Raw genomic sequence first — 16,724 nt, forward strand, 5'->3', positions numbered from 1 at the left:
CGTGGGCGCGGGTGGAGGTCGTGCGCGCCCGCCGCGAGCGCGTGCGCAGGATGGTGGGGGGCGGGCGCCCCCGCGGCCACCCCCCCCCCCCCACGACACGCCGTCGGTCGGTGGTCACGGCGCCGTGATCGTCAGGACGGGCGGGGACGGCGTCAGCCCGTGGGCAGCAGGCCCTCGGCGGCGGCACGGGCGACGGCCTCGGTGCGGGAGCCGGCGCCGAGCTTGGCCAGGATGTTGCTGACGTGCACGCTGGCGGTCTTCTCGCTGATGTAGAGCTCGCTGCCGATCTGCCGGTTGGTGCGGCCGCGGGCGAGCAGGGCCAGCACCTCGGTCTCGCGCGGGGTGAACACCGCCGCCGTCTCCACCACCCGCCCGGCGCCGGGCAGCTCCAGCCGCGCCCGGCGGGCCAGCGCGGTGACCGCGGCCAGCAGCGGCGCGGCGCCCAGCTCGCGCGCGGTCCGGGCGGCGGCGGACAGTGGCTCCAGTGCGGCCTCGCGGTCGCCGGCAGCGACCAGCGCCTCGGCCAGCCGCCACCGGCTGCGGGCCTGCTCGTACACGTGCCCGTAGCCGAACGCCTCGACGGCGGCCGCCCACAGCTCCGGCGCCGGGCGCCCGGCCAGCCGCGCGGCCTCGGCCTCCACCCGGGCGGTCCACGCCGCCGCCTCGACGCCGTGCGGGCCGATCAGCCGGGCGTGCGCCTCGACCGCCGAGCGGGCGATCTCCACCAGCGACTCCCCCGCCGCCGTCCACTCCCGCTCCGCGGCGGCGTCCCCGGTGAGCCGGGCCGTGGCCGCCGCGTCGCCGACCGGCGCCAGCGCGGTCGCGGCGAGCCGGACGACGGCCAGCCGGTCGTCGCCCCACAGCCCGGTCAGCGTCTCCGTGGCCGACCGCGCGGTGGCCAGCGCGGTGGCGGGATCGCCGGCCCACGCGGCCACGTCGATCTCCGCGCCGGCGGTGGCCAGGAGCAGCAGCACGTGCGCGTCGAGCCGGCCGACCAGGCCGCGCACCCAGGCGATCCGCTCCGCGGCGGCCGGGTCGCCGCGGCCGACCTGCACGAGCAGCCCGGCCGCGCGCACGTGCGCGGCCATCTCGGGCACCCGGGCCAGCCGGTCGGCCAGCGCCAGGCTGCCGTCCCAGTCACCGACGACGTACCGCGAGACGACGCCGAGGTGGCGCAGCTCCGCGGCGTAGAACGACCACTCGACGCCGAGCTCGGCGGCGCGTGCCAGCGCCGTGTCGCTCCAGCGCAGCGTCTCGCCCGAGCACCCGGCCTCGTAGGCGACGATCGCCAGGTTGAACAGCACCCGCATCTCGACGTCGGGGTCCCCCGACCGGCGGGCGCGGGCCAGCACCTCCTCCAGCCGCGCGGGCAGCTCCTCCCCGCCACGCGAGCGGGCCAGCGACACCGCGACGTCGGCCCACGCGCCGTCCAGCCCCAGCGCGTCGGCCGCGGCCAGCGCCTCCTCGGCGGCGGCGTCGCCCTCGGCTCGGCGGCCCACGTCGTAGCAGACGCGGGCGTGCGTGGCCGCGGCCCAGGTGCGCACCGGCGACGGCGGCACGGCCGGCACCAGCTCCATCGCCGCCGTGCTCTCCCGCAGCGCGGCGGCCTGGTCCTCGATGCGGCCCAGCGCCTGCGCCAGGGTCGAGTGCAGCCGCGCGCGCAGCTCCCGGTCGCCGTCCGGGCCGAGCAGCTCCTGCGCCGAGCGCAGCAGCGCCACCGCCCGGTGCAGCTCCCCGCCGCGGCGGGCGGCGGCCGCGGTGTCCAGCAGCAGCTCGGCCTGCGAGCGCCCGGCCCGCGCGGCCGCGTCGGGCACCGCCGGCCACAGCGCGAGCACCGCCTCCAGGTGCTGCAGCTGCTCGGCCGGGGCGGCCACCCGCCGCGCCTCGTCCGCGGCCTCCAGCGACGCCGACAGGGCACCGGCCAGGTCGTTGCTCTCCCGCAGGTGGTGCGCCCGCTCCGCGGCGGTGCCCGCGCCCGGGACGCCGGCCAGGTGGGCGGCGACGGCGGCGTGCAGCCGGACCCGCTCGCCGGGCAGCAGGTCGGCCAGCACCGCCTCGCGCACCAGGGCGTGGCGGAACCGGTAGGCGCCGTCGGGGTCGACGACGAGCAGGTGCGAGTGCACCGCCTCGCCCAGCGCCGCCTCCAGGTCGGCAGGCGCCAGCCCGCCCACCGCCGCCACGAGCTCGTGCCGCACCCGCCGCCCGGCGACCGCGGCCACCCGCAGCACCTGCTGCCCGGCCGGGGTCAGCTGCTCCACCCGGGCCAGCAGCACGTCGGTGAGCAGCAGCGGCAGCGACTCCCCCGCGAGTCCCGCGGCCAGCAGCTCCTCGGCGTAGAACGCGTTGCCCTCCGCGCGGGCCACGACGTCGTCGACGGTGCGGTCGGGCACGCCCGCGGCCAACCCCCGCACGAGCTGCTGGACGTCGGCGTCGGGCAGCGGACCGAGGTCCAGCCGCTCGACGCCGGGCAGCCGGACCAGCTCGGCGAGCAGCGGCCGCAGCGGGTGGCGGCGGTGCAGGTCGTCGGAGCGGTAGGAGGCGACGACGGCGACCGGCTCGCCGGCCAGCCGGGCCAGCAGGTAGCGGACCAGGTCGCGGCTGGAGCGGTCGGCCCAGTGCAGGTCCTCGAGCACCACCAGCAGCGGGGTGTCGGCGGCGAGCCCGGACAGCGCGGTGGCGACCGCCTCGAACAGCTGCAGCCGGCCGTCGTCGACCGGTGGGCGCAGCGCGCGGACCGGGCTGCCCAGGTCGGCCGCCTCGGGCTCGCGCGCGGCGGCCGACCGGGCGGCGAACAGCGCGGCGGCCCCGTCGCCGAGCTCGTCGGCGACGGGGCGCAGCAGGTCGACGAAGGGCAGGTAGGGCAGGCCGACCTCGCCGAGGTCGACGCAGTGGCCGGTCAGCACCCGCAGGCCGCGGGCGGCCGCGCGGCCCGCCAGCTCGTCGAGCAGGCGGGACTTGCCGACACCGGCGTCGCCGGCGACCAGCACGGCCGCGCCGCGGCCGGCGACCGCCCGGTCGACGGCGGCCAGGAGCGTGGCGAGCTCCGTCGCCCGCCCCACCAGGGGTCGCTCGTCCCACCGCGCCACGTCGGCGATCGTGGCACGGGCCGCCGACGGGACGGCCACCAGCGCCGTCAGCGGGACCGCCGGGACCGCCAGGGGGCGCGGCGGGTGCGGGTGCCCCGGCCGAGCTCCTGCAGCACCTCACGCCGGTAGGCGAGCTCGGCCTCGAGTCCGGGGTTGGGATAGGTGTTCACGACGGTCTCCTCGGTGTCGTCGTCCGGTGGGTACGGCGACCACGGTCGTGCTGAGGCGACGGCGCGGGCATCGGGCGACCGGGCAGTCCTCACCTGCTCCCGGCGTCTGAGGCCCCCTCAGACGCACCCGGCGCGCGCCTGAGGGGCGGGGCGGCGAGGCTGGGCGCATGGCCGACCTCCGCCCGACCGTCTTCGTCCTGTTCGGCGCCACCGGCGACCTGGCCGCGCGCATGGTCCTGCCGGCCTTCGACGTCCTGCAGCGTCGCGGGCTGCTCCCGCCGGACTGGCGGATCGTCGGCAGCGGGCGCGGCGAGCGCTCCGACGACGAGTTCCGCGACCTGGTCCGGGACGCCCTGGCCGAGCACGGCGACGGGGAGCCCGCCGAGGGGCTGCCCGAGCGGCTGCGCTTCGCCGGCGGCGGCTTCGCCCCGGAGGACCCCGGGCAGCTGCCCGACGCCGTGGCCCGCGCCCGTGAGGAGCTCGGCGACGACGCCCAGCTCGTGCACTACCTCGCCGTCCCTCCCGAGGCGTTCGGCGGCATCACCCGGGCCCTGGACGCCCACGGCCTGGCCGACGGCGCCCGCGTCGTCTACGAGAAGCCCTACGGCACCTCCCCCGACGGGTTCCGCGAGCTCGACGAGCTGGTGCACGCGGTGCTCGACGAGGAGCAGGTCTTCCGCATCGACCACTTCCTGGGCAAGGAGGCCACCCAGGACCTGCACGTGCTGCGCTTCGCCAACGGGCTGTTCTCCTCGGTGTGGAGCCGCGAGCACGTGGCGCAGGTGCAGGTCGACGTCCCCGAGACCCTCGACGTCGCCGACCGCGCGGAGTTCTACGACGCCACCGGCGCCACCCTCGACATGCTGGTCACCCACCTGTTCCAGGTGGCCGCCGAGGTGGCGATGGAGCCGCCGGTGTCCCTGGCGCCGGGCGACCTGCAGGAGGCCCGCGAGGCGGTGCTGGCGGCGTTCCGGCCGCTGGCCCGCGAGGACGTCGTCCTGGGGCAGTTCACCGGCTACCGGGACCTCGACGACGTCGCCGACGACAGCGGCACCGACACCTTCGTCGCGGCGCGGCTGTGGGTCGACACCGACCGCTGGCGCGGCGTGCCGTTCCTGCTGCGCACCGGCAAGCGGATGGCCGAGAGCCGGCAGCAGGTGACGCTGGTGCTGCGCCGGCCCGACGGCCCGGTCGGCGCGGTGCCCGGCGGCGGGAACACCGTCTCGCTGTCGCTGTCGGGCGCCGGCGCGCTGGACCTCGGGCTGGTGGCCAAGCGCCCCGGGCCGGAGCTGGAGCTGTCGGTGGCGGAGGCGTCGCTGGACCTGGGCGCGGTGCCCGAGGGCGAGCCGCTGCCGCCCTACGCCACGCTGCTCTACGACGTCCTGGTCGGCGACCGGTCGCTGTTCACCACCAGCGGCGGGCTGGAGCGGGCGTGGCGGGCGGTCGCGCCGGTGCTCGGGGACGGGCCGGAGGTGCACCCCTACGAGCCGGGCTCGTGGGGGCCCGCGGAGGCGGCGGCCCTGGCCGGGCCCGGCGGCTGGGTGCTGGGGAGCTGAGGAGGGTCCGGACCGGGCTCTGGTCGCCTCGCGGCGAGAAGCACGACGCGGCTCCAGACCCCCGGCCGAGGCCGGGGCGGTGGTCCGCGAAGGCGGTATCCAATTGGCACCCGGGGACACAGATCGCCCGGTCCGGACCCCACGGACGGTACCCCGCTCCCGGCCGTGACACGCGCGGGTCAGCCGAATCCGCGGGAGTCCTGCTTGAGCGCCGTGTCGACGGTCAGCGCCGAGGCCAGCACCAGGCTCGCCAGCGGCTCGGGCAGCCGGGCGTGCACCCGCACGACGTAGTGGTCGGCGGTGGTGAACAGCGTGCGCGCCAGGCCCTCCCACGTCTTGGTGATGCGGGCGACCTCGGTGCCCAGGTGGTCGGTGACGGAGAAGTCCCAGGCCCGCCAGTTCTCGGCCTGGATCGCGCCGGCCGGCTGACCGCCCACCACCAGGTCGAAGCGGATCCGGCCGAACACGTTGGCCTGGACGACCTCCCCCACCGGCGCGCCCTCGGGCGTCTCGACGACGACCCGCGACTTGACCAGCTTCGCCGGACGGGTGAGCACCAGGACCGGCCCGTGGGCGTCGCGCACCTCGAGGCGGTGGGTGAGGTACTGGTCGAGGCTGCTCATGAACCGGACGACCTTCTTGGCCGCCGACTGCCCGACCTCGACGACGGCCCCGATCTGCGTGCCGTCGCCGGCGAGGACGGCGTACTCGTTGGTGAGCTCGACCAGCTTGGTCTTCTGGTTGACCAGCAGCACCGGTTGGTCGTGCAGCACCGAGCGGCGGGGCTGGGCGCCGTACTGCTGCTGGCCCCCGTACTGCTGATGGCCCCCGTGGTGCTGCTGGCCGCCGTACGGCTGCTGGACCGGCTGGGCCTGCGGCTGGGGCTGCTGGTGGGCCGGTGCGGGGGTGGGCTGCGGCACGGGCTGCGGGGCCGGCTGCTGGACGTGCCCGGTCCAGGTCCGGCCGTCCCACCAGCGGGAACCGCCGCTGCCGGCGGGGTCGGGGTACCAGCCGGGCGGCGGGAGGGGCTGCGTCACGGCGGCGACGGTAACCGCCGCGCCTGTGCGTGCCAGACTGCCGAGCCGTGTCCGACCTGAGCCGTGCCGAGGCCGCCGTCCTGGACGCCGTCGACGAGGCCGCCGCGGTCGACCTGCTCTGCCGGCTGGTCGCCGTCCCCTCGGTCGGCGGCACCGCGGCCGAGAGCGAGGCGCAGGCCCTCGTCGCCGGCGAGCTCGACGCGCTGGGCTGCGACGTCGACCGCTGGGCGATCGACCTCGCGGCGGCCGCCACCGCGCCGGACGCGCCCGGCCAGGAGGTCGAGCGCGACGAGGCGTGGGGCGTCGTCGGCACGCTGCCCGGCGCCGACGACGGCGACCCGGCGCTGGTGCTGTGCGGGCACACCGACGTCGTCCCGACCGGCGACCGCGCGCTGTGGGCCGGCGACCCCTTCACCCCGCGGGTCGACGGCGGCGCGGTGCACGGCCGCGGCGCCTGCGACATGAAGGGCGGCCTGGTCTCGGCGCTCGCCGCGCTGGCCGCGATCCGGGCCGCGGGCGTGCGGCTGCGCCGGCCGGTGGCGCTGCACAGCGTCGTCGGCGAGGAGGACGGCGGCCTGGGCGCGTGGGCCACCCTCGCCCGCGGGCACCGCGGCGACGCCTGCGTCATCCCCGAGCCCACCGACGGCGCCGTCGTCACCGCCGCGGCCGGCGCGCTGACCTTCCGGCTGGAGGTGACCGGCCACGCCGCCCACGCGGCGACGCGCGACCGCGGCGTCAGCGCGGTGGAGCTGTTCGCCGAGGTGCACGCCGACCTGCGTGCCTTCGAGGCGGGGCGGCAGCACGACGCCGACCCCCGCTTCGCCGGCGAGCGGTTCCCGTTCGGGCTGTCCATCGGCACGGTGCGCGCCGGCGACTGGGCCTCCAGCGTGCCCGACCGGCTGGTCGCCGAGGGCCGCTACGGCGTGCGGCTCGGCGAGCCGGTCGAGGCGGCCCGCGCGGCCTTCGAGGAGCGGGTGGCGGCGTTCGGCGCCGGGCACCCGTGGCTGGCCGCGCACCCGGTGCGGGTCACGTGGACCGGCGGCGCGTTCGCCAGCGGGCAGCTGCCGCCGGGGCACGAGCTGCTCGGGCAGGTCCGGGGCGCCGTCGTCGACGCGGGCGGGGCGGCGCCGCCGGAACGTGCGGTCGCGGCCGGCACCGACCTGCGGCTGTACGCGGCCGCGGGCGTCCCCGCGCTGCACCTGGGCCCGGGCGACCTGCACCTCGCGCACGGCCCGGCCGAGCGGGTGCCGGTGGCCGACGTGACCGCCGTGGCCCGCGCGCTGGCGCTGCTCACCCTGCGCCGCTGCGGGGTCGCGTGATCGCCTACGGGGACTTCGCGGCCCTGACCGGCGACTCCCCCGCCGCGCGCGACGAGTGGGCCGCCGTCGTCGCCGCCTGGAGCGAGCCGCACCGCCGCTACCACGACCTGCACCACCTGGCCGCCGTCCTCGGGCTGGTCGGCGCGCTGAGCCCGGCCGCGGACGACCCGGCCGCCGTCGCGCTGGCCGCCTGGTACCACGACGTCGTCTACGACCCCACCCGCGGCGACAACGAGCAGGCCAGCGCCGACCGGGCGCGGGCGGGCCTGTCCGGCCTGGTGCCGCCGGCGCGGGTGGACGAGGTGGTCCGGCTGGTCCTGCTGACCGCCCGCCACGACGCGGCCGACGGCGACGCGGACGGCGCCGTCCTCTGCGACGCCGACCTCGCCGTCCTCGCCGGGCCGCCGGAGGCCTACGCCGCCTACGCCTCGGCCGTCCGCGAGGAGTACGGGCACCTGCCCGACGAGGTGTTCACCGCCGGGCGGATCGCCGTCCTGGAGTCCCTGCTGGCACTGCCGGCGCTCTACCGGCTGCCGGCGACGCGGGAGTGGGAGCCGCGGGCGCGGGCCAACCTCGCCGCCGAGCTCACCCTGCTGCGCGGTCGCGCTTCCTGACCCGCAGGCCCGCGGCCGTCAGCCGGGCGAGCAGCTCGCGCGCCCCGACCGGCTCGGCGCCGGCGGCCACCGCGATGTCGTAGAGGTCCTCCGGGACGTCGTAGTGGTCCCCCTGGAACGCCCGGCGCGGGATGCCGAGCTCGGCGGCGACGAAGGCGTGCAGCTCGTCGTGCGACACGTCGCTGACCAGGTGCGACCAGCGGCGCCCCCGCCACGGCCAGACGGGACTGTCGATCAGCACGGCCACGGGGTGCAGTCTGCCCGGCGACTAGCGTCGTCGCCGTGAGCGAGCAGATCCGCTGGGGCATCGTCGGGCCGGGGCGCATCGCGCAGAGCGTGATGGGCGACTTCGCGCACGTGGAGGGTGCGCGGCCGGTGGCCGTGGCGTCCCGCTCGGCCGACCGCGCGCAGGCGTTCGCGCAGCAGCACGGGCTGGAGCGCGCGTACGGCTCCTACGCGGAGCTGCTCGCCGACCCCGACGTCGACGTCCTCTACGTCGCCACCCCGCACCCGCAGCACCACGCGGTCGCGCTCGCCGCCATCGAGGCGGGCAAGGCGCTGCTGGTGGAGAAGGCGTTCACCGCCACGACCGCCGGCGCGCAGGAGGTGGTGGAGGCCGCCCGGGCGAACGGGGTGTTCGTCATGGAGGCGATGTGGACGCGCTTCCAGCCGGCCGTCGTCCGCATGCGGGAGCTGATCGCCGACGGCGCGATCGGCGAGGTGCGCTCGGTGCAGGCCGACCTCGGCGTCGACCGCGTCTACGACCCCGCCGACCGGCTGTTCGCCCTCGAGCTCGGCGGCGGCGCGCTGCTCGACCTCGGCGTCTACGTCGTCTCCTTCGCCCAGATGGTGCTGGGCACCCCCGACACCGTCACCGCCGCCGGGTCCACCTACCCCACCGGCGCCGACGCCGAGGCGGCGCTGCTGCTCGGCTGGGCGGACGGCCGCTCGGCCACGCTCACCACCTCGCTGCGCTACCCGACGCCGGGGCAGGCGCGGGTGTTCGGCACCGGCGGCTGGATCGACGTCCTCCCCCGCTTCCACCACCCGGCCACGATCGTGCTGCACCGCACGGGCGCCGAGCCCGAGGAGATCACCCGCCCGGCGACCGGCGTCGGGTACTCCCACGAGCTCGCCGAGGTCACCCGCTGCCTGCAGGAGGGGCGCACCGAGTCCGCGGTCGTGCCGCTGGCCGACACCCTCGCCGTGCAGGAGATCCTGGGCCGCGCCGCCGAGCAGCTCGGCGTGCGGCACCGCGAGGACCCGCACGTGCTCGGCTGATCAGGCAGCCACCCACGCCGCGCCGGTCGCCTCCTCCGGGGTCGGCACCCGGGTGGGTGTGCGGCCGGCCCGGCGGACCGCGCCGGCCAGGGTGACCGCGTCGACGACGGCGGCGCCGCCCGGGTCGTTGTTCAGGTAGACGAACGCGTCCTCGTCGTCGGCGTACGCCTCGGCCAGGCGCTGCGCCCACTGCTCGAGCACCGCCGGCGGGTAGGCCCAGCCGTCCGCGCCGGTGTGCAGGCGGAGGTAGCCCCAGCCCGCCGTCCGCCACAGCGGCGTCACCGGCCGCTCGGCGCGGTCGGCCCAGCACAGCGCGGCGCCGTAGCGCTCCAGCAGGGCCCGGACCTCGTCGGTCCACCACGTCTCGTGCCGGGGCTCGACGGCGACCCGGATGCCCGGTGGGAAGCAGGCGAGGCAGTCCCGCAGCAGGCCGGCGTCGGCCCTGAGCGTCGGCGGCAGCTGCAGCAGGACGACGTCGAGCCGGTCGCCGAGGCCCGCGGCGTGCTCCACCAGCCGGGCCACCGGCTCCTCGGGCTCGCGCAGCCGCTTGACGTGGGTGAGGAAGCGGCTGGCCTTGACCGCCCAGCGGTAGTCGGGCGGGGTGCGCTCGCGCCAGGCGGCGAAGGTGTCCCGGGCGGGCAGCCGGTAGAAGGCGGCGTTGCTCTCGACGGTGGCGAAGTGCCGCGCGTGGTGCTCCAGCCACAGCCGCTGCGGCAGGCGCTGGGGATAGAAGCGGCCGCGCCAGTCGCGGTACTGCCACCCCGAGGTCCCGATCACCACGGCCATGGGCAACCGCCTACCCCGGCCCGCCGGGTGGGACGCACCCCTCGCATTGGGGGGTCGTGCTCCCCCTCGCCACGGCTGCCCGCCGCACCGGCCCCGGACGAGCGTGTCGCCCACCACGAACCGGGCCCACGGAGGGCGCGGCGGCGACCACGGAGTAGGCGATGACCAGGACACGACCGACCGTGCACGGCGGTCGCGGGGGTGCGCACCGAGCCGTTCCCCCCGCGTCGCGAACCACCCGTTCCCGCAAGCGGCTGATCGCCGGCGGCCTGGCCGCCGTCGCGGTCACCGGCGCGGCGGTGACCTTCGCGGCCACCGCCCAGGCCGGCAACCCGCCCCTGGGACCGGGCAACATCGAGATCTTCCCCAAGCGCGACATGGTCGCCCTCGAGGGCTACACCGACCAGGCCGGCGAGACGGCGACCGTGACCGTCTCGCGCAACGGGCAGCAGGTCGGCATCGGCGAGGGCGTCGTCGACGCGACCGGTTTCCTGGAGTTCAACCACCCCGGTGGCTCGTGCTGGACCGGCGTGACGCCCGACATCCGGGGCGGTGACCTCGTCGAGGTGCGGTTCAGCGAGACCGCCTTCACCGACGGCGCCTACGTCAGCTCGGCGAAGATCACCAGCGTCACGCACACCGACTTCGCGGCCACGGCGACCGAGGGCGACGTCGAGGGGTCGGTGACCATCAGCGGCACCTACGGCGACGACTTCGGCACCCGGTTCGACCTCTCGCGCTTCGTCGTCGAGGTGGTCAACCCGGAGATGCGCCGCCCCGACCCCAGCACGCCCCCGACCCTCATCGGGGAGCGCGCCATCGGCTGGACGCCCGTCGTCGACCCCGCCGAGCCCAACGGCGGGCCCGGGTACGAGGTCACCGGCACCGCCGAGAACGGCACCTTCTCGGTGACCTTCGGCATGTACTCGGCCGCCGACGCCGAGCGCGTGCTCGACGGCGAGCACGTGGTGACCTCCTGGATGCAGGACTCGGGCGAGCTGGCCCTCGGCAACTCGCTCTACGAGTTCGGCGAGACCGACGGCCCCGGCTTCGGTGGGTGCCCCTCCGGCCCCGCCAACCAGGCACCGGTGCCGCCGACCACCGTCGAGGCCACGCGCAGCGGCACGGACGTCACGCTCTCCTGGACGACCCCGGCCCAGCCCGCGGACGCCAACCCGGTCTCCGAGTACCGGGTGGCCGTCATCGACACCGTCACCGGCCAGGAGATCGCCGTCCGCCAGGGCGCCAGCGAGGGGGAGAACTCGGCGACCGTCCACGGCCTCGTCGAGGGCCAGGCCTACCCGATGATCCTCGAGGCGACCAACGGCCTGTGGAGCCCGGTGGTCGAGCTCGGCACGCTGAACGCCGACGGCACCGTCACGCCGGCCGACGACCCGACCAACCCCGACACCGGCGGCGGTACGGGTGGCGGCACGGGTGGCGGCGGCACGGGTGGCGGCGAGACCCCGACCGACCCGGTCGCGGTCGCCCCCACGGCGCCCACCCTCACCCGGGTGCTGGCCGGCCACGAGTCGGTCAGCGCCGAGTGGACGGCGGCTCTGCCGGGCAACGCCACCAGCCCGCTCACCGGCTACGAGATCGTGGTCACGCCGCCGGCGGCCGCCGACGGCACCGCGGGCACCCCGGTGACCGCACGGGTCGCGGCCACGGCCACCTCGGGCGCGGTGACCGGCCTGACCAACGGGGTCGACTACACCGTCCAGGTGTTCGCCGTCGCCGGTGAGCAGCGCACGGGCAGCACCACGGCCACGGGTGTCAACGCGGTCGTCAAGCCGGCGGACGTGGTGACGATCAGCCGGGCCCAGTACCGCTCCGACCGGCGCGAGTACCGGATCTCCGGCACCGTCCAGGACACCACCGCCAACCGGGTGCACCTCCGGATCGGCGACGTCACGGGCAGCGGTGCGGTCATCCAGCTCAACGTGCCGGTCCTGGCCGACGGCACCTGGTCGGTCGACCTCCGCAACGGCCCGGTGCTGCCGGCCAGCAACCTGTTCAACGTGGTCTCGGACTCCGGCGGCAGCACGGTCGCCCCGATGACGCGATCGCGCTGAGCCAGGCCGGTCGCCGGGGCTTCCCCGGGCCCCGGCGACCGGCCGCACCCCGAGGGCCCGTCACCACCGCCGGTGACGGGCCCTCGGCCTGTGCGTGCCCGTGGTGGGGTGGGCACGTGGCCGACGCACCCGCCCGCTTCGAGGACCTCTGCATCGACGCCCGCGACCACCGGGCCCTGGCCGACTGGTGGTGCGCCGCCCTGGGCCACGTCCGCCGCGACACCCTCCCCGACGGCACGCCGCGCGAGCGCGACCGGCCCGTGCCGATCGAGGACCCTGCCGGCGCCGGGCCGCCGCCGGCCTGACCCACCTCGGGCCGGCACCTGCGGGGACCCCGCCGCCCGGGACGCGCCGGGGACGACGTCTCCCCGCAGTCGCGCGCCGGCGAGCGTGAGCAGGACTCGGGAGCCGAACACACGGCCAGCGCCCTCTCCGCCGTCGGGAGGGGGCATCCGGCGTGTGTTCGGCCCGTCGAGACGCCCGTGAACGCCGACAGGGGCGGCCCCGCGCGATGCGGGACCGCCCCTGCCGGGCGTTGCTGGTGTTGCGAGGGGGCGGGACTCAGAAGTCCATGCCGCCCATGCCGCCGTCGCCACCGGGCATGGCCGGGGCGGCCTTCTCCGGCTTGTCGGCGATGACGGCCTCGGTGGTGAGGAAGAGCGCCGCGATGGAGGCGGCGTTCTGCAGCGCCGAGCGGGTGACCTTGGCCGGGTCGATGATGCCGGCCGAGACCAGGTCCACGTACTCGCCGGTGGCGGCGTTGAGGCCGTGGCCCACCTCGGAGTTGCGCACCTTCTCCGCCACGACGCCGCCCTCGAGGCCGGCGTTGACGGCGATCTGCTTCAGCGGCGCCTCGAGCGCGACGCGCACGATGTTGGCACCGGTGGCCTCGTCACCCTCGAGGTCGAGCTTCTCGAAGGCGACGGCGGTGGCCTGCGCGAGGGCGACGCCACCACCGGCGACGATGCCCTCCTCGACGGCGGCCTTGGCGTTGCGCACCGCGTCCTCGATGCGGTGCTTGCGCTCCTTGAGCTCGACCTCGGTCGCGGCGCCGGCCTTGATGACGGCGACGCCACCGGCCAGCTTGGCCAGGCGCTCCTGCAGCTTCTCGCGGTCGTAGTCGGAGTCCGACTTCTCGATCTCGGCGCGGATCTGGTTCACCCGGCCGGCGATCTGGTCGCTGTCACCGGCGCCCTCGACGATCGTCGTCTCGTCCTTGGTGACGACGACCTTGCGGGCGCGGCCCAGCAGGGAGACGTCGGCGGTGTCGAGCTTGAGGCCGACCTCCTCGCTGATGACCTGGCCACCGGTGAGGATGGCGATGTCGGTCAGCATGGCCTTGCGGCGGTCGCCGAAGCCGGGGGCCTTGACGGCCAGCGACTTGAAGGTGCCGCGGATCTTGTTCACGACCAGGGTCGCGAGGGCCTCGCCCTCGACGTCCTCGGCGATGATGGCCAGCGGCTTGCCCGACTGCATGACCTTCTCCAGCAGCGGGAGCAGGTCCTTGACCGAGCTGATCTTCGAGTTGACGACGAGCACGTACGGGTCGTCGAGGACGGCCTCCATGCGCTCGGCGTCGGTGACGAAGTAGGGCGAGATGTAGCCCTTGTCGAAGCGCATGCCCTCGGTGAGCTCGAGCTCGAGGCCGAAGGTGTTGCTCTCCTCGACGGTGATGACGCCTTCCTTGCCGACCTTGTCCATCGCCTCGGCGATGAGCTCGCCGATGGCCGGGTCGGCGGCGGAGATCGACGCGGTGGCGGCGATCTGCTCCTTGGTCTCGACGTCCTTGGCGGTCGAGAGGAGGTACTCGGTGACCGAGGCGACGGCCTTCTCGATGCCCTTCTTCAGGGCCATCGGGTTGGCGCCGGCGGCGACGTTGCGCAGACCCTCGCGGACGAGCGCCTGGGCCAGCACGGTGGCGGTGGTGGTGCCGTCACCCGCGACGTCGTCGGTCTTCTTCGCGACCTCCTTGACCAGCTCGGCGCCGATCTTCTCCCAGGGGTCCTCGAGCTCGATCTCCTTGGCGATGCTCACACCGTCGTTGGTGATGGTGGGAGCGCCCCACTTCTTCTCGAGGACGACGTTGCGGCCCTTGGGGCCGAGCGTCACCTTGACGGCGTCGGCGAGGGTGTTCATGCCCCGCTCGAGGCCGCGGCGCGCCTCTTCCTCGAAGGCGATCATCTTGGCCATGTGGTGATGTCCTCCATGCATGGATCGCTGCACGGCCGGGACCGGCGCCCGCGACGGACGACACCGGCGCGGCGGGCTCCCATGTGGCCCGCGCTCCTGTGCCTCACCGTTCCGACCTGATTGGCACTCGGCACTGTCGAGTGCCAACCGGAAGTCTGGCACTCGCCCCTGCCGAGTGCAAGAACGGGGGGTGGGTGGCGCCTGTTCCCGGGTGGGTCAGTCGGCGAACCGCGCCAGGACGGCGGTGAACGCGGCCCCGAAGAGCAGGAGGGGGACCAGCCAGGACCAGCCGTAGCCGGAGAACCCGATGACGGTCACCCACACCCAGCCGCTCTCGGGGTGGGAGGCGGTCAGGCCGGTCGCCAGCCAGGTCCACGGCAGGACCGCCCAGCACGCCGTGCCGGCCAGCCAGTGCCCGAGCCGGCCGGGGCGCCGCGGCCCGACCGCGCGCGCCACCACCACGACGACGAGCAGCGCGAGCGCCCACGTCGCCACGGGGACCACGGGCGGCGGTCCGGTCCACCGGCCGGCGTCGTCCTGGCCGCCGCTGCGCACCCCGGAGAGGTGCAGGACCCCGGAGACGGCCGACAGCAGGACGAGGACCGCGGCGTGGGCGGCCAGCAGTGACGGCGCCCAGCTGACCGGTGGCCCGGGAACGGCTGCGGCCCGGCTCCCACGGAGGGAACCGGGCCGCAGCACGGGGGTACGGAGGAGCTCAGGCGACGCGGACGCCGTCGGCCTGGGGGCCCTTCTCGCCCTGGACGACCTCGAAGACGACCCGCTGGCCCTCGTCGAGGCTCTTGTAGCCGTCCATCTGGATGGCCGAGTAGTGGACGAAGACGTCCTGGCCGCCGTCGACGGCGATGAAGCCGAAGCCCTTCTCGGCGTTGAACCACTTCACGGTGCCCTGTGCCACGTGTGCTCCCACGTTGGTGCGTGCGGACGGTCCCCGTGATCCGGGGACCGGGGTACAGCTCTTCCGCCCGTCGGACACGTGCGTGGAACTGACGACCGCGCGAGACGGTACAACAGGCACGCCGCCGTGGGGAGATCCTGGACACACGACTCGGGGACGATCGGGCGGGATGTCACCCGCCGGATCGACGTCGCCGGCGAGCCTACGCCCCCCGCCGGGGGTCAGCCGATGAGCCCCGCGGACCGGACCGACCGCAGCGAGGGCTCCACGCGGTGGGTGAAGCCGACGACCGGCAGCAGCGGGTCGAGGGTCTTGAGGCCCTCACCGGTGTTGAGGACGACGGTCTCCCTGGTCGGGTCGAGCCGGCCGTCCTCGACCAGCTGCCGCAGCACCGCCACGGTCACGCCGCCGGCGGTCTCGGCGAAGACGCCGGTGGTGCGGGCGAGGTCGCGGATGCCCTGGACGATCTGCTCGTCGCCGACCCGGCCGACGGCGCCGCCGGTGCGGCGGATGGCGTCGAGCGCGTACGGGCCGTCGGCGGGGTTGCCGATGTTCAGCGACTTGGCGATGCCGGTGGGCTTGACCGGCTTGACGACGTCCCAGCCGTTGTCGAAGGCGGTGGCGATCGGGTCGCAGCCGGCCGACTGGGCGCCGAAGACCCGCCACTCGGTGTCCGCGACGATCCCCGCCTTCACCAGCTCCCGCCAGGCCTTGTCCACCTTGGTGAGCAGCGAGCCCGAGGCCATGGGGATGACGACCTGGGCCGGGATCCGCCAGCCGAGCTGCTCGGCGATCTCGTAGCCCATCGTCTTCGAGCCCTCGGCGTAGTAGGGCCGCACGTTCTGGTTGACGAACGCGGTGTCCTCGAACTCGTCGGTCTCGGCGAGCTCGCTGGTCAGCCGGTTGACGTCGTCGTAGGAGCCGTCGACGGCGACCAGCGTCTGGCCGTAGACCGCCGACTGCACGACCTTGCCCGGCTCGAGGTCGGACGGGATGAACACGAACGACGGCAGGCCGGCGCGGGCGGCGTGGGCGGCCACCGAGTTGGCCAGGTTGCCGGTCGAGGCCGCGGCGATCTTGCGGTAGCCCAGCCCCCGGGCGGCGGTGGCGGCGAGGCTCACCACGCGGTCCTTGAACGAGTGGGTGGGGTTGGCCGAGTCGTCCTTGACCCACAGCCCGCCGGTGAGGCCGAGCTCGGCGGCGAGCCGGTCGGCGCGCACGAGCGGGGTCATGCCGGGATCGAGGCTGACCCGGTCGGCCGGGTCCTGGCCCACCGGCAGCAGCGCGGCGTAGCGCCAGATGTTCTGCGGGCCGGCCTCGATCTGCTCGCGGGTGACGGCGGCCATCAGCTCGGGGTCGTAGTCGACCTCGAGCGGGCCGAAGCACTGCGCGCAGGCGTGCTCGGCGATCAGGCCGAAGGTGGCGCCGCAGTTGCGACAGACGAGGCCGCGGGCGGGGCTCGGGGCGACCGGGCCGCCGGCGGCGGAGTCGGCCTGGAGGGAACCGGGAGCGGTCAGGGTCATGCGACGACTACCTCCTCATCTTCCCCGCGTCGGGCCGTCGAGCCGCGCGGGACGGAATTGGCACCTCTCGCCGCTCGCGCGAGCGCGGTTGCCGGGGCTTCACCGGGCCGTGTCCCTCTGCCCCTCTGGATGAGTGGAACGGGCCCGACTCTACCCGGCTGCCGGGACCGC

15 protein-coding genes and 1 riboswitch are annotated in these 16,724 nt (G+C 75.9%); of the genes, 6 read left to right on the forward strand and 9 right to left on the reverse strand.

Annotated features, from left to right (window positions below; translation table 11 throughout):
• Window positions 1-152 precede the first annotated feature (152 nt).
• Window positions 153-3,086, reverse strand: coding sequence for an ATP-binding protein (locus ACI798_RS13780; RefSeq protein WP_457048163.1), 2,934 nt, complete (start codon window positions 3,084-3,086; stop codon window positions 153-155).
• Between the two features lie 47 nt (window positions 3,087-3,133).
• Window positions 3,134-3,256: a hypothetical protein gene (locus tag ACI798_RS13785; protein ID WP_456942618.1), complete on the reverse strand. Its 123-nt coding sequence runs from the start codon at window positions 3,254-3,256 to the stop codon at window positions 3,134-3,136.
• Window positions 3,257-3,423: 167 nt separating this feature from the next.
• Between ACI798_RS13785 and ACI798_RS13790 the strand changes: the two genes are divergently transcribed.
• The gene (locus tag ACI798_RS13790) at window positions 3,424-4,812 is read left to right on the forward strand and encodes a glucose-6-phosphate dehydrogenase (protein WP_456942619.1); all 1,389 of its coding nucleotides are present in this window, start codon (window positions 3,424-3,426) and stop codon (window positions 4,810-4,812) included.
• Window positions 4,813-4,991: 179 nt separating this feature from the next.
• On the opposite strand, the gene ACI798_RS13795 is transcribed toward ACI798_RS13790, so the two are convergent.
• Window positions 4,992-5,849: a phospholipid scramblase-related protein gene (locus ACI798_RS13795; RefSeq protein WP_457048164.1), complete on the reverse strand. Its 858-nt coding sequence runs from the start codon at window positions 5,847-5,849 to the stop codon at window positions 4,992-4,994.
• A gap of 47 nt (window positions 5,850-5,896) precedes the next feature.
• Between ACI798_RS13795 and ACI798_RS13800 the strand changes: the two genes are divergently transcribed.
• Both ACI798_RS13800 and ACI798_RS13805 read left to right on the forward strand, forming a co-directional pair.
• Window positions 5,897-7,168, forward strand: a complete 1,272-nt coding sequence (locus ACI798_RS13800) for an ArgE/DapE family deacylase (RefSeq protein ID WP_457048165.1) — start codon at window positions 5,897-5,899, stop codon at window positions 7,166-7,168.
• Window positions 7,165-7,782, forward strand: coding sequence for an HD domain-containing protein (locus ACI798_RS13805; RefSeq protein ID WP_456942622.1), 618 nt, complete (start codon window positions 7,165-7,167; stop codon window positions 7,780-7,782). The genes ACI798_RS13800 and ACI798_RS13805 overlap by 4 nt, the downstream gene beginning before the upstream one ends.
• On the opposite strand, the gene ACI798_RS13810 is transcribed toward ACI798_RS13805, so the two are convergent.
• Window positions 7,754-8,029: a DUF4031 domain-containing protein gene (locus ACI798_RS13810; RefSeq protein WP_456928057.1), complete on the reverse strand. Its 276-nt coding sequence runs from the start codon at window positions 8,027-8,029 to the stop codon at window positions 7,754-7,756. The genes ACI798_RS13805 and ACI798_RS13810 overlap by 29 nt on opposite strands.
• Before the next feature lie 35 nt (window positions 8,030-8,064).
• Here ACI798_RS13810 and ACI798_RS13815 point away from each other — a divergent pair, with 35 nt between their 5' ends.
• Window positions 8,065-9,063, forward strand: a complete 999-nt coding sequence (locus tag ACI798_RS13815; RefSeq protein WP_457048166.1) for a Gfo/Idh/MocA family protein — start codon at window positions 8,065-8,067, stop codon at window positions 9,061-9,063.
• On the opposite strand, the gene ACI798_RS13820 is transcribed toward ACI798_RS13815, so the two are convergent.
• Complete coding sequence (locus ACI798_RS13820; RefSeq protein ID WP_456942624.1) at window positions 9,064-9,849, reverse strand: DUF72 domain-containing protein; 786 nt, start codon at window positions 9,847-9,849, stop codon at window positions 9,064-9,066.
• A 161-nt stretch (window positions 9,850-10,010) separates the two neighbouring features.
• On the opposite strand from ACI798_RS13820, the gene ACI798_RS13825 reads away from it, so the two are divergent.
• Together ACI798_RS13825 and ACI798_RS13830 are read left to right on the forward strand one after the other, a co-directional pair.
• Window positions 10,011-11,924 carry a fibronectin type III domain-containing protein gene (locus ACI798_RS13825; RefSeq protein ID WP_457048167.1) on the forward strand — a complete coding sequence of 638 codons (1,914 nt, stop codon included), beginning with the start codon at window positions 10,011-10,013 and terminating at the stop codon, window positions 11,922-11,924.
• A gap of 116 nt (window positions 11,925-12,040) precedes the next feature.
• A complete protein-coding gene (locus ACI798_RS13830; protein ID WP_456942626.1) occupies window positions 12,041-12,229 on the forward strand; it encodes a VOC family protein in 189 nt (62 codons plus the stop codon).
• 256 nt (window positions 12,230-12,485) lie between these two features.
• Here the strand turns inward: ACI798_RS13830 and groL are convergent, their stop codons facing one another.
• The 4 genes from groL to thrC form a co-directional block, all read right to left on the reverse strand.
• Window positions 12,486-14,114, reverse strand: a complete 1,629-nt coding sequence (groL, locus tag ACI798_RS13835; protein WP_456942627.1) for a chaperonin GroEL — start codon at window positions 14,112-14,114, stop codon at window positions 12,486-12,488.
• 216 nt (window positions 14,115-14,330) lie between these two features.
• The gene (locus ACI798_RS13840; protein ID WP_457048168.1) at window positions 14,331-14,813 is read right to left on the reverse strand and encodes a hypothetical protein; all 483 of its coding nucleotides are present in this window, start codon (window positions 14,811-14,813) and stop codon (window positions 14,331-14,333) included.
• Window positions 14,814-14,829: 16 nt separating this feature from the next.
• On the reverse strand, window positions 14,830-15,030 hold the full coding sequence (locus ACI798_RS13845; protein ID WP_075013019.1) for a cold-shock protein: 201 nt from the start codon (window positions 15,028-15,030) through the stop codon (window positions 14,830-14,832).
• Window positions 15,031-15,251: 221 nt separating this feature from the next.
• On the reverse strand, window positions 15,252-16,553 hold the full coding sequence (gene thrC, locus ACI798_RS13850; RefSeq protein ID WP_457048169.1) for a threonine synthase: 1,302 nt from the start codon (window positions 16,551-16,553) through the stop codon (window positions 15,252-15,254).
• 12 nt (window positions 16,554-16,565) lie between these two features.
• A riboswitch (SAM riboswitch) is annotated at window positions 16,566-16,689 on the reverse strand.
• Window positions 16,690-16,724 lie beyond the last annotated feature (35 nt).

The sequence above is a fragment of the Geodermatophilus sp. SYSU D01045 genome (assembly GCF_054050295.1).